At 57.6% G+C, this 12823-nt stretch carries 9 protein-coding genes; 2 read left to right on the top strand and 7 right to left on the bottom strand.

The features are described 5' to 3' along the window. Nucleotides 1-351 precede the first annotated feature (351 nt). From WCO56_25490 to WCO56_25475, 4 genes are read right to left on the bottom strand one after another with little or no spacing between them, the layout of a single operon-like run. On the bottom strand, nucleotides 352-933 hold the full coding sequence (locus WCO56_25490; GenBank protein MEI7732951.1) for a pyridoxamine 5'-phosphate oxidase family protein: 582 nt from the start codon (nucleotides 931-933) through the stop codon (nucleotides 352-354). A gap of 3 nt (nucleotides 934-936) precedes the next feature. Further along, on the bottom strand, nucleotides 937-1740 hold the full coding sequence (gene panB, locus WCO56_25485; GenBank protein MEI7732950.1) for a 3-methyl-2-oxobutanoate hydroxymethyltransferase: 804 nt from the start codon (nucleotides 1738-1740) through the stop codon (nucleotides 937-939). Between the two features lies 1 nt (nucleotide 1741). Then, on the bottom strand, nucleotides 1742-2767 hold the full coding sequence (gene rfaE1, locus WCO56_25480; protein ID MEI7732949.1) for a D-glycero-beta-D-manno-heptose-7-phosphate kinase: 1026 nt from the start codon (nucleotides 2765-2767) through the stop codon (nucleotides 1742-1744). A 3-nt stretch (nucleotides 2768-2770) separates the two neighbouring features. Continuing rightward, on the bottom strand, nucleotides 2771-3559 hold the full coding sequence (locus tag WCO56_25475) for a thiazole synthase (protein ID MEI7732948.1): 789 nt from the start codon (nucleotides 3557-3559) through the stop codon (nucleotides 2771-2773). A gap of 177 nt (nucleotides 3560-3736) precedes the next feature. Between WCO56_25475 and purF the strand changes: the two genes are divergently transcribed. After that, entirely contained in the window at nucleotides 3737-5197 is a 1461-nt protein-coding gene (purF, locus tag WCO56_25470; protein ID MEI7732947.1) for an amidophosphoribosyltransferase, read from the top strand. An 88-nt stretch (nucleotides 5198-5285) separates the two neighbouring features. Here the strand turns inward: purF and WCO56_25465 are convergent, their stop codons facing one another. Both WCO56_25465 and WCO56_25460 read right to left on the bottom strand, forming a co-directional pair. Further along, nucleotides 5286-7097 (bottom strand): hypothetical protein, encoded by a 1812-nt coding sequence (locus WCO56_25465; GenBank protein MEI7732946.1) that lies wholly within the window; start codon nucleotides 7095-7097, stop codon nucleotides 5286-5288. Nucleotides 7098-7158: 61 nt separating this feature from the next. Then, nucleotides 7159-8130: a sugar phosphate isomerase/epimerase gene (locus WCO56_25460; protein MEI7732945.1), complete on the bottom strand. Its 972-nt coding sequence runs from the start codon at nucleotides 8128-8130 to the stop codon at nucleotides 7159-7161. 251 nt (nucleotides 8131-8381) lie between these two features. On the opposite strand from WCO56_25460, the gene WCO56_25455 reads away from it, so the two are divergent. After that, nucleotides 8382-12182, top strand: a complete 3801-nt coding sequence (locus WCO56_25455) for a hypothetical protein (protein ID MEI7732944.1) — start codon at nucleotides 8382-8384, stop codon at nucleotides 12180-12182. Nucleotides 12183-12575: 393 nt separating this feature from the next. Here WCO56_25455 and WCO56_25450 read toward each other — a convergent pair. Next, the coding region (locus WCO56_25450; protein MEI7732943.1) for a hypothetical protein at nucleotides 12576-12823 on the bottom strand (248 nt) is incomplete at its 5' end.

Here is a 12823-nt window from a genome sequence, read left to right as displayed (position 1 = left end):
CCGGGATCTGTGAGGGGGGCACCGGGCAACCGGTGTCCCTACCTCGACAAAAATTAAATAATGGGGGCCACGGCAAAACGATTAGCCAAAATAAGGGAGGAAGCATCCTTGGACTTGGTATTAAGCACTGGAGAATATTACGGACTCACGGTGGCCGACATGCGGCAAATGGTCGCCGAAATGGTAAAAACGGTTTCAGGGTGGCGTGGGTTGGCACGCAAATTGAATATTCCCAGGGGCGAAGTAGATCGGTTGGCGAGTGCGTTTGAACATCGGGCTCACGATGAAGCGTGTGCGTTCCTTGCCCGATGACGGAGAAGAAACTCCAGTGAATCGGCAGCCGCCGGGTGCCTATGGCACCATCCACTGCGGCACGAATTTCTCCCCGTCCCAAGTGAAGGAGGCGCGTTGATCTTTGGTTGCGCCCACGATCAACAAATCGAAGCTGTTCACCACCGTAACGATGACGGCAAAATTGCGATAGGCCAGTTCGGTTTCGTGCAAATCCGACTCGGCAACGGGCACCGCCGCCGGCAGCCCCGTCCCAGGAGCGAGCGGGGATAGGTATTGGAGATGGTTGATCACCGGTTTGTGTTTCCATGCCGCCTGGGTCACGGAGTTGACATGATGAATGGCGGCCGTGCCGCTGGCACGCAGATGCAAGCCAGCAACGCGGTCGTAAAAAAGCCATTCCACCTGTGGCACACTGAGGATTTGCCGAACTTTGCTGGCGCGATTATCCGAATAACAGACCAAGACCCGGGCCGTCGCCTCCACCGCACGCAAAATCATCACGCGCAACGCGGGACGGTTGCGGTTGAGCGTACCCAATACCGGCGTATGCCAAGGGTTGTCGCTGTCCTGACAACCCTCTTCCAGCTTGGTCCAAACTTGCGAAAGCAAGGTTGGCAAATGCGGTAATGTCCAATCCATGCCTTAGAACTGCCTGTTCTGAGTGTTCCCGTCAAGCCTGCATCCCGAGTTCAGGTCCAACATCCATTCCTGAACCGCGCCTTTCATTTGCATGGCCGTCTGCAATTTCGGTGTCACGAAGCGCGGCGTGAACCACGGGTAGGTGCCTACCAAATCGTGGGTGACCAGGATTTGGCCGTCGCAATCCGGTCCAGAACCAATGCCAATGGTGGGGATGGCAATCGCCCGGGAAATTTCGGCGGCAATCGCCGGCAGAACCAATTCGAGCACCACGGCAAAGGCCCCCAACTCGACCAAGGCCAGTGCATCGGCCAGCAACGCCTCCACTTCTTCCGCTTTCCGCCCTTTGATCTTGTAGCCGCCCTCTTCCAAGACATGCTGTGGCAACATGCCCAGATGGCCGAGAAACGGAATGCCCGCCGCCACAATCGCCTGGATTTGCGGGGCAATGGCGCGCCCGCCTTCGGCCTTCACGGCTTCGGCACCGGCAGCTACCAGGCGTTGGGCGCTGGCCACTGCCTGGGCCGGGGTGTCATAACTATGGTACGGCAGGTCCGCCGCCAACAGGCCGCGCGGTTTGGCGCGGGCACAGGCGCGGATATGATGCTCCATTTCGGCCAGAGTGACGTGGGTGGTGTCCGGATACCCCAGCACCACCATGCCCAGCGAATCACCGACCAATAACAGCGGCACCCCCGCTTCATCCAGCAGGCGGGTCATGGGGTAATCATATACCGTCAGGGCCGCAACTTTTTCGCGCCCTTTCATGGCGCGAATCATCGGAACCGTAATTTTCAGGAAGTCCATGTTACTTTTCCCTGCCGGCATCAAAACTGCGCAGTAATTCCTCGGGAGTCACGGTGGCGGTGCCCACTTTACCAACGACCACGCCGGCGGCGTGATTGCTGAAAATGGCCGCTTCCATCGGCGAAGCACCGGCGGCAATGGCCAGGGTGAATGACGCAATCACCGTATCTCCCGCGCCGGAGACATCAAACACTTCTTGCGCCACGGTGGGGATGTGGAAGGGAGGCTGCCCCCGCTGACAAAGCAGCATACCTTGCTCACCCAAGGTGATGAGTAGCAAAGCGGGCTTCAACTGGTTCAATAACTGATCCGCAACCCCGAGCAGCGCCGGGTCTTGCAACGGCTCTTTACCGCGCGCGCCATCGGTGCGTTCCGTCAATTCAAACGCTTCTTTGCGATTGGGGGTCAGCAACGATAATCCGGTTAAATCCAAGTGATGCACCGGCTTGGGATCCACGCTCAGCCACATGCCATGAGTACGGCACAGAAGTTGAAGCCGACGCAACAGTGCCTGGGTAACCACCCCTTTGCCGTAATCCCCCACGATGACGGCGTGCGCCTGGCCGATGTTCTTTTCAATCGCCTCGAACAAGCGTTCCGCCGTGGCGGCATCAATATCCCCGCGCGTCTCCCGGTCCACCCGCACGACTTGCTGCTGGTGCGCGACAATGCGGGTTTTGATGGTGGTATGACGCGCGGTGGTGGATGCCAACTGGCTGCAGCCCACCCGGTTTTCGTGCAACAGCTCCTGCAATTGATTGGCCGCATGATCGCGTCCGGTAACGCCGAACAGCTCGACCGTGGCCCCGAGCGCGGAAAGGTTGCGCGCCACGTTGGCCGCACCGCCGGGCATAAAGCTTTCACGCTCGAAATCCAGCACCGGCACCGGGGCTTCCGGGGAGATGCGGGAGACGCGCCCCCACAGGAACTGGTCCAGCATGAGATCGCCCACAACCAGCACCCGCGCCGATTGCGAGGCGGCCAGCAATTGATTGATACGTTTGATGGAGAGTTTTGGAGAATTCATGGATCAAGTGAGAAATCCAGTTAAGGGACTGGTGGCGCTGGCCGACTCCAACGGAGCCGCCAGCCCGTTTTCATACGCGGCACGCCCGGCCTCCACGGCCAGCTTGAACGCCATCGCCATGCGGCACGGGTCTTGGGCCACGGCCACGGCGGTATTGATCAGCACTGCGTCCGCGCCCATTTCCATGGCTTCCGCCGCATGGCTGGGAGCGCCCAATCCGGCATCCACCACCACCGGCACGATGGCTTGCTCAATAATAATGCGAAGCTGATCGCGCGTTTGCAGTCCGCGATTGGAACCGATGGGCGAGCCCAACGGCATCACCGTGGCGGTGCCAACCTCCTGCAGCCGCTTGGCCAAGACCGGATCCGCGTTGATATAGGGCAAGACGGTGAACCCTTCTTTGACCAGAATCTCCGCCGCCTTCAACGTCTCAATGGGATCGGGCAACAGATAGCGCGGGTCCGGGTGAATCTCCAACTTGACCCACTTGGGCAAACCGGCAGCGGCAGCCAAGCGGGCCAGCCGCACGGCTTCCTCGGCATTCATCGCACCACTGGTGTTCGGCAGCAGGAGAAATTTCGCCGGATCAATAAAATCCAGGATGTTGGCAAACGGATCCCGTTTGCCGCTCAAGTCAGCGCGCCGTAACGCCACGGTGACCAATTGGGTCCCGCTGGCGGCCAGCGCATCGCGCATCATCTCCGGCGACGAAAATTTTCCCGTACCCAGCAAGAGCCGGGATTGGAACTCGCGTCCGGCGATGAACCATGGACGGTTCGATAAACTCATCGGCATCAAACTAGCGGTAAAAGGCACGCGCGTCGAGTGCTATGAAAAGGGGTGGGGAGGCGGGAGGAAACCGGCGCGCCAAAATCAAGTCCGAAGTCGCACAATTTCTTTTCCATTTGAAGCTTGCACAGAAGGCTTGCGCCCGTTGGAATAGCGCGACGCAGGAATGCGGCAACCATGCAAGCGTATCCTAAACATTATTGCGGCGTATTTGGGGTATATGGCCATCCCAACGCCGCTGAATTATCCTATTACGGCCTGTACGCCCTCCAACATCGCGGCCAGGAGAGCGCGGGAATTGTCACGTGTGACCATAAGCAGTTCCGCGTTCATCGCGGGATGGGGCTGGTACCACAGGTGTTCACCGGAGCTATTTTGCACGAACTCGTGGGCGACATGGCGGTGGGTCACACCCGCTACTCGACCACCGGTTCCTCGCACATCCGCAACGCGCAACCGTTGACGGTGGACTGCGCGCTCGGCCAGATTGCCATCGCCCATAACGGCAACCTGACCAATGCCGCCCAGTTGCGGGACGAGCTGGAAGCCAAAGGCTCGATTTTCCAAACGACGGTGGATAGCGAGATCATCCTCCACCTCATGGCGCAACCCAGCCTGGGCGGTCAGGAAAACAGTCTCATCCAGACCGTGCGCCGCATCGAAGGCGCCTATTCCCTGGTCATCATGACCGAACACGAGTTGATCGGAGTGCGCGACCCGCATGGATTCCGCCCCTTGAGCATTGGCACGGTGGATGGCGCGTATGTGCTGGCCAGCGAGACGTGCGCCTTCGATTTGATCCGCGCCCAGTTTGTGCGCGATGTGGCGCCTGGCGAAATCGTCATCATCAACAAGGACGGCATGCGCACCATTCAGGCCTTCCCGGAAGCGAAAGAACCCGCCTTTTGCGTGTTTGAATACGTGTATTTCGCCCGGCCGGACAGCAACCTGATGGGGCGCAACGTGTACAAAACGCGGGTGGAGATGGGCCGGCAACTGGCACGCGAAAACAAGATTGCGGCGGACCTGGTCATCCCGGTGCCGGACAGCGGCAACTGCGCCGCGCTGGGGGTCTCTCTGGAGAGCGGCATCCCTTACGAGATGGCCTTTGTGCGCAATCACTACATTGGGCGCAGCTTTTTGCAGCCATCCCAACTCATCCGGGACTTCAACGTGCGGGTGAAATTGAACCTGATCCCCGAACTGGTGCGCGGCAAACGGGTGATTATCGTGGATGATTCCATCGTGCGCGGCACCACGTGCAAATCGCGGGTGAACACGCTCAAAGAGGCCGGCGCCACCGAGGTGCATGTCCTCATTAGTTGCCCGCCGCATACCCATCCTTGCGTGTACGGCATTGATTTTCCGGATCGTTCCAAACTCATGGCGGCGAACTACACCCGCGATGAAATCCGGCGCTATCTCAATGCGGATTCCCTATGCTATCTGTCGCAGGAAGGCATGGTGCGCGCCACCGGCCTGCCGTACAACTCCTTCTGCATGGCCTGTTATGACGGGCGCTACCCGGTCAAATATGATTCCAAGGTGGACAAACATATCATAGAACGGCGGCGCGCCCGAGTGCAAACCTTGAGCGAGGCGCTAGCCAAAGACCAGCAGCAGATCCGGCTGATTTGATATTGATCGTTTGCTTTTGGTCACCGCATCAGGTTGCTCCCGATGCAAGCACTGACAGGTTGGCGGTTTGAGCTTAATGCCGTTCGGCTCAGGATGCCGGCGGTAAAACATACCCCATGCGTTTCAGTGCCCGCCTGAAGGCGGCAAGCTGACTGGCGGGGACCGCGAGCCGGTTGCCACCGGCAGGGAAGCAGAGTTTGCTGAGTTCCGCACTGCTGGCCATCCGCTGCACGAGAAGTTCGTCTTCCCATTCCAGCAACACGGCTGGTTGGCAGGTGCGACAGGCGCGCATTTTATCGTGCAGCTCCTGGAACAAGGCACCCACGGTTTCAGGAATGCCATCGGAAGCATTAGCCGCAAGAAAGTCATACAGTTCATTTAATGCGCCGCCGCCTTCGACATGCTCAAGGATTCGCATGGCATCCAATGCCCACGTCTGATCGGTCTTCGGTGCCGCCAATAATTCGAGCGTGGCACGGTCAGCAGGGTTCAGGGGGGCATCGACCAGCTCAAGCTCAAGGCTGGGCAGGACGCGGAAAAGCTTGGTTTCCTCCAGCGGGCGCAAATCATAATGGTCGGCAAACCCCAACGCCCAAGCGCCCAGTGGATTCAACCGGACATAGACCAAGCCATCGTAACGACTACAGAAGGGGAGATCGCCGCCAAGGGAATCACTCAGGTCAGGCCACATGCCATGCGGATACACGTAAGCCACGTCAAAGAGACCAAGTGTGGCCAGCGACTCCAGCAGGAAAGCGCGCAGGTATTGCCGACCCAGGCCGGTGTTGTCCGTAATAAAGCCGTACTGCGGCTCAAAAAAGTAGAGGGCCGGCCCTTGGGTTTCCAGCACCTTCCAATCCCCGGAAGCTGATTCGACAATGCGCTGGGCCTCCTCAAAAGCAAGCCAGTCTCCTACGGGAAAATCGGAGATCGCCTCGCTGATGGCCTCCTTGCGACCCGCAGGATCGCTTAACCATCGGCCGCCTTTGCCGCTCTGGCCCCGGATGTGATTGATGCGATTCAGCTCGTCAAAATCACTATTGTCCAGAAAACGAGCGATCCCTTCCTGAAACTGCACTGGCGAGAATTGCCGGAGCATTTGCGAGCCCGCCTCCGTCAACCCAAGCGCGCCGTTTCGAGCTTTGGCCCAGCCACACTGCTGCATGAGCACCGGCCAGGCGTGGGCGCGTACCGGACCGGCAGTCGTGTAATATTTTTGTTCCCATTCATTTTGCAGATGCGCCTTGGGTTTTTCGAGGTCGAAATCGGGCACCACCAGCGCCATGCCAACCAGTCGGGTGGTCGCTTCAGTCGGACGGCGGGTGGCATCGGTTACTTTGACTTTGCCGCCTTGAATAAGCCGCAACACCCGGCCGAGTTCCACGGGGGCTATCCGCTCGCTCTCGTACACCCCCAAGGGACGGATGAGGTCCCCACCTTGAAGCTGCTCGTTTCTGGGCCAGGCTTTGGGTAGCTGTTCCACCGTTCGGACCTTGAGTTTTTCCGGTTTTGGCAGCAGGCGACGGAGCGGTTCAACCAGCGTGGGAATCAGTGTGGGCGGTTCGGAACTGCGATAGTCACCAGCTTGGATAAACGGCACCAAAAGCGAAACTGCCGCGTTCCAGCTATGGTGAAACGATGGCATCGGGTAACGGCCGCCATATTTGGCGGTAAACTCACGGTCGCTAATGATCTGCCCCTGGTGAGCCGATTCGGCCAAGAAGTGCCTCTCTGCCTCGCTCATCCGCGCCAGAATGGCTGGCAGATCAGCGGCTAATTGTTGGCCAATGGATTGGACAAATTGATCCTTGCGTGTGAGTCCTTTGCCAAGGCCAAAGTGGCGCAACCAGCCTTTGAGGACATCCCCATTCAGGCTCATCAGGTGTTCTTCAAGCGACATATATACCCGCCCATAGAGCGGAACACCGCTGGAATTTCAAGCAAACCAAACAGCTATCAATTTACGCCAGCAGTGCGTCCTGGCAATATTTGATGGCACGCGTGAGTTCGGTGTTGCGATCTGAATCGGCGGGAACCTTGTACTCGAACTCGATGGTCGCCTGCATGTTCCACTTGCTGTCCCGGATCAGTTGCAAAACTTCTTTAATCGGGGTATCGCCCTGGCCAAACGGCGTGTTGGGTCCGTTGTGGAACTTGCGGTCCTTGATATGCACATGGGCGATCCGGTCGTGATATTTCTTCATAAACGGCACCGGCGACGTATTGAGGCCGGCGACGAAATGTCCAATATCCACGTTCGCGCCATTGTATTTGGCCAGCTCAAACGCTTTTTCCCAATGCTCGGGTCCGGTAGTCGCGTGACCGTGATAGCCGACCAGAAATTGGTGCTTGTCGGCAAATTGGCCCACCCGCTTGAGATCGTCTTCGGTATGGGAGATTTCAGTCGAGATCGCCCGGCCACCCAGGGTCTTGGCGAGGGTGAAGACGTAGTCGAGTTCGGCATCCGTCATTTTAAAAATGCCGTCCACCTTGACAATTTCGATCAGCACGCCGGCGTCCTCGTACATTTTGCGGAACGCTTTGGCGCGATCCAGCGGGGCCGAGGCACGCCAGGCCTGCAACTTTTTGGGCCGGGCCGCCGCTTCTTCCTTCGGCGCGCCTTTCTTCGGGAAAATAAGTTCAGCCGGCGCTCCCATGAAGACTTCGACGGACTGGGTCCGCAGTTCCAGACCGCTGAGCCCGATCTGCACGCAGTTTTTGAGGATTTCCTCACCGCTCAGATCGGCTTTGCCAAAGCTGTAGGGGACATTCATGCCAATTTGAACTCCGGCAAACTTCGAGTTGGGTTTGGCGGACTCGGCAGCACCCAGCCGGCCAATGAGCGGCAGGCAAACGGCGGCAGGCAGCGCGGCCAGAGAGAGTTTTACAAAATCGCGGCGGCGATAGTCGGACATCGTGCATTGTTTTTTCATGCCCCCAATTTACCCATTTCCCCGGGTTTGGCAAGGCTAGAACAAAGCCCGGTTAACTTCGTAAACCCGAAGTTGCCGCGCCTCAATGCCTTTCGGTGCCTTTCATTTCAAAAAACAAAGCCCAAAACCCCAGGCTTGTATCAGCAAGCCGCATGGTATAGGCTACCAAGGATGAAACTGGAGCCAGCATTAATGCTCTGCCACCGCGCCGCGTCGAGCCAAAGCGAATCATGGAATTGAACGATTAACCCATGCTCCGGATAATCCATTTTTCGCTGGTGGCCACGCTGGCTGGCTGGTTGATCAGCCCGTGCGTTTATGCCGCCACCTATTACGTCGCGACGAATGGCAATGACGCCTATACCACTAATCAGGCGAAGAACATCAGCACCCCCTGGCAGACCATCAACCGCGCCGCCAGCAACCTGGTCGCGGGCGACACCTGCCTGATTCGGGCCGGGACCTACCGCGAGACGGTGACGGTGCGAGCCTCCGGCACGTCCAACGCTCCCCTCACCTTTCAAGCATACAGCAACGAAATCGTCACGCTGGACGGCACCGACAGCCTCACGGGCTGGGCCACCAGTGGCAGCAATATCTGGACGGCGCCGATGGGCTGGACTTTGGGGGATGGGGATCAGGTGTTCATCAACGGAGCTATGAAGCCGGCCGCGCGCTGGCCCAATGCCGGCATTTCCTTTCCCTGGCAGAACAGCCTGATCAATCCTTCGCCTGATTGGTCGTATCTGGACACCGTCGGCTACACCAGCAACACCAACGGCTGGTTCACGGATGCGTCGTTGCCCACCCATCCGGACGGGTATTGGAACGGCGCCAGCGTCCACATCCTGTCCGGCCATGGCTGGATTATGAATCATCCCACGGTGACAGGGTACACGAACGCGAGCAAAAAAATCGTCACGAATGATCCCAACGGAGCCAATGCCGCCTACGCGTTTGCCGCCGGCAACGAATACTACCTCACCGGCATAATCGGGGAAATGGACAGCCCGGGCGAATGGTTTTACCAGACCAACACCCTTTTCCTCTACGCCACGAACACGCCCACCGGAGTGACCGCCAAGCACCGCAACTATGGCTTCGATCTGCGTGGCCGGGATTTTATCAATCTGGTCGATCTGAATTTTTTCGCCTGCACCATCCAGACCGATACGAGTTCAACGGATCACACGTTTGACGGACTGGTGATGCAATACCTGGGGCACAGCGCGAAGAATTCCAGTGTCTCCGGGCTGGTCTTGCGCGACCGCAGTGTGCTGCGCAACAGCGAGCTGGGCTGGGATTCGCGTTATCTCCTTTCGCTTTCCGGGAGCGACATCCGCGCGATCAACAACAATCTCCATGATTCCGGCTACGTGCCCAACTGGGATGCGATGGTGGGCGGTTCCGGTTACCGGAATTTGTTCAGCCATAACACCCTTCAGCACTCCGGGCGAGGTCTCATGGGAAGCATGGGGAGGGCGGCCCTCATGGAGTATAATGATTTGAGCGACGCCATGAAGCTGACCAGCGACGGCGCCGCGTTCTATACCTATTTCGAAGCCGGCAATACGGTGTTCCGCTACAATCTGATCCATGACTCACCGGGGCCAAAGGGCCATTCCGGATCCGGCGTTCAAGGATTCTACCTGGATTGCGAAAACAGCAATTGGATTGTGCATCACAATATCATCTGGAATCTTCCGGCCAGCGCAATCCAGATCAACTGCCGGCACAACTTTAACCAGTTCTTCAACAACACCTGCTGGGGCACCAGCGGAGCCCTCAGCTCGGGCTTTGCTTCCGACGGAGAAACCGGCACCCATATTTTCAATAACCTCTTCGACGCCAGCCCGAGTGGCAGCACCTGGGGTTATTCCGATGTCCGTTTCAACTTTACCAACAGTCCGGTTTTCGTCGCGCCGTCGAACGGAGACTTCCGGCTGCAAGCCGGTTCACCCGCGATGGATGCGGGCATTCTGATTCCGGGCATGACGGATGGTTTCCTTGGGGCTGGACCCGACCTGGGGGCTTTGGAATATGGCGGACCCAATTGGACCACCAACGCCGGATGGAGCGCCATTCCACCATCACCCGATCCGGTCTATAACCTGCCGGTCATGAGTTTCGCCAACCAGGTAAGGGACGGCAGTTTTGAGAGCGGCAAACTGGCCCCCAACTGGACGACCAATGCCGGAAGCGCCCTCACCCTTCTCAGCGGCAGTGCGTGGACGGACCGGCGTCTGCGGACTGGCAGTTACACGTTGCAGTTCAACGTGGGGACATCGGAAATCTCGCAGGTCGTTACCGGGTTGCTCGCCAAATGCGCTTACAAGGCTTATGCTGGAATCCAGACCACCAATACCGCCACAACGGTCCGGTTCGGGGTCAGAAACTCCGGCACTTCGGGAGTGGAACTGCTGGTTCCGGCAAACACCAATGCCGATCCCAACGGGGCCGTCAGCAGCTCCACGATGTGGAAAATGCATGCCATTGCGTTTACCACGGGGCCGACCAATACCTCCGCCCAGATTTACCTCAACGTCTCCATTCCCAACGGCGTCACCCCGGTGTATGCGGATGACTTCGGCGTGGGAACAGATACGAGAACAGATGCGGACACCGGCTGGAGCATCGTCAATGACAGCAACAGCGGCATCACCTACAGCGCCGGTTGGACCTACGCTTCCGGACGCTCCTCGTATGGCGATTATTTGGCCGATGTCCATTACACCACCACCAATGGAAACTATGCGCAATACACGTTCACGGGCACGGGCGTCTGGTTTATCACCGAAACCTACACGAACGCAGGGACCGTTGATATCTACCTCGACACTGTTTTTCAAACCACTGTGGACCGCAACAGTGCGACCCGACTGGGCCAGGTGGTTGCCTATGCCAATACCAGTCTTGCCTCCGGTACACACACAATCAAAGTAGTGAAAAAGAGCGGCACGTATCTGGAATTCGACGCCTTTGCCTATTTGTCCGGGGCCGGGCCTTATGCGCCGCCAACCGCTCCGACCGGCCTGACGGCCACCGTCGCCAATCTCAGCGAGATTGACCTGGCCTGGGCCGCTAGCGGCGCCGCCGTGAATTACAACGTTAAGCGCGGGACTGCGAGTGGCGGGCCATACCCCAACGCTGTCGCTGGCGTGGTGGCTACCAATTATAGCGATACTGGGGTGACGGCTTTAACCAATTACTATTATGTCGTGTCCGCCGTGAATGGTTTCGGCGAGAGCACCAATAGCGCCGAGGCTGGCACGCCACCGTATTGGCTGGACACGGACATTGGAACGGTTGGTCTGGCGGGCAGTGGTACGGTGAACGGAGGTGCCTTTACCGTGCAAGGCGCCGGCAGCGATATCGGCGGCACGAATGATACCCTGAACTTCATGTATCGCACCATGACCAGCGATGGGACCATTATGGCGCGCCTGGCGAATCAGGTGATTGGTGGCACCCTCAACGACAAAGTGGGGCTGATGATGCGCGAAACGACCAATGCCAACGCGCGGATGGCGACCGTGATTTTGAACAGCGGTTATGGCAAAAACCGGTTTGGCAGCCGCGCTTCAACCGGAGGGAGCGCAACCTGGATTGATGGCTCGACCAATATTAGCGTGCCGCTTTGGTATAAACTAACGCGCGCCGGCAGCACCTTCACGGGATATGTCTCCACCAATGGCACCGCGTGGACGAATATTGCTTCGGCCACGGTTACCATGTCCAACAGCATCGTGGTCGGCATGGCGGTTTGCTCGCGCGAAACCACCGCCCTCAATTCATCCACTTTTGACAACGTCATGCCGCAGGGGGCACTCACCCAGCCGGTTTTGATGGGCGGCACTTTCGACAGCCACACCATGACGTTAAATCTCGGCGGGCCGAACGGCCAGAGCTACCGGGTGCTGATGACCACCAACCTGCTGACGCCGTTGTCCAACTGGTGGATATTGACCAACAGCGCGTTTAACAGCGCCCCGAACTTCACTGACCTTACAGCAACAAACGACAAGCGTTTTTATCGGATACTGTCACCCTGAGGCGTGCTGAGGCAGACGGTTCCTCCCAGAGGAGAATTCGTCAAAAACGCGGACCCATTTGCAGAAAGATAATTTGGCAGAAAAATATAACTGAAGAAGATAGGAACTTGAAGTCAGGAGCTGGAACGGACTCAGAATTCAAACCGCGAAACATGCTAAAAACGCGAACGCTGAAAGCCAGGCGTTAGGAGCAAGGAGTTGACCACTCCAAAAGTAGTCCAAAATTACACCGGTGCGGGTGGTGTAGTGGGGTAGTTTTATGGGAGACTTGGTTCATAGGTTATTGCATGTTAGTAGGTTATGTAGTTTGCGCCAACTCACGTCGGCGGCTACGACGGGGGTGGGTGGTGTAGTTTTGGGAATTGTGATGTTTTTGTGATGAAAATAATTTTATCACACATTTTGTGTGAAAATTGTGTGAAAATGATTTTTTATCACAATTTTGACCACGGATGGGAAACCGGACATGGCAGAAACATTCCATGGCATAAAAATGGCAGGTAAAAAATTTAGAACCAGAAGATGCCAAGTCCGAAGGCCGAAGCCAACTTTTGCAGAAATATTTTGGGGCATAAAAATGGGAAGCCGGACATGGGTCGAGTAGGACTGAGGCGCACGCAACCTTGCGGTCCATGTTTCCT

It is taken from the genome of Verrucomicrobiota bacterium (genome assembly GCA_037139415.1).
Lineage (GTDB): Bacteria > Verrucomicrobiota > Verrucomicrobiia > Limisphaerales > Fontisphaeraceae > JBAXGN01.
This window is presented reverse-complemented; position numbering and strand designations above follow the sequence as displayed.

Coding starts and splice junctions, on each gene's coding strand:
- purF (MEI7732947.1), top strand. CDS start 3,737: ATGCAAGCGTATCCTAAACATTATTGCGGCGTATTTGGGGTATATGGC.
- WCO56_25465 (MEI7732946.1), bottom strand. CDS start 7,097: ATGTCGCTTGAAGAACACCTGATGAGCCTGAATGGGGATGTCCTCAAA.
- WCO56_25460 (MEI7732945.1), bottom strand. CDS start 8,130: ATGAAAAAACAATGCACGATGTCCGACTATCGCCGCCGCGATTTTGTA.
- panB (MEI7732950.1), bottom strand. CDS start 1,740: ATGGACTTCCTGAAAATTACGGTTCCGATGATTCGCGCCATGAAAGGG.
- WCO56_25455 (MEI7732944.1), top strand. CDS start 8,382: ATGCTCCGGATAATCCATTTTTCGCTGGTGGCCACGCTGGCTGGCTGG.
- WCO56_25475 (MEI7732948.1), bottom strand. CDS start 3,559: ATGAGTTTATCGAACCGTCCATGGTTCATCGCCGGACGCGAGTTCCAA.
- WCO56_25490 (MEI7732951.1), bottom strand. CDS start 933: ATGGATTGGACATTACCGCATTTGCCAACCTTGCTTTCGCAAGTTTGG.
- rfaE1 (MEI7732949.1), bottom strand. CDS start 2,767: ATGAATTCTCCAAAACTCTCCATCAAACGTATCAATCAATTGCTGGCC.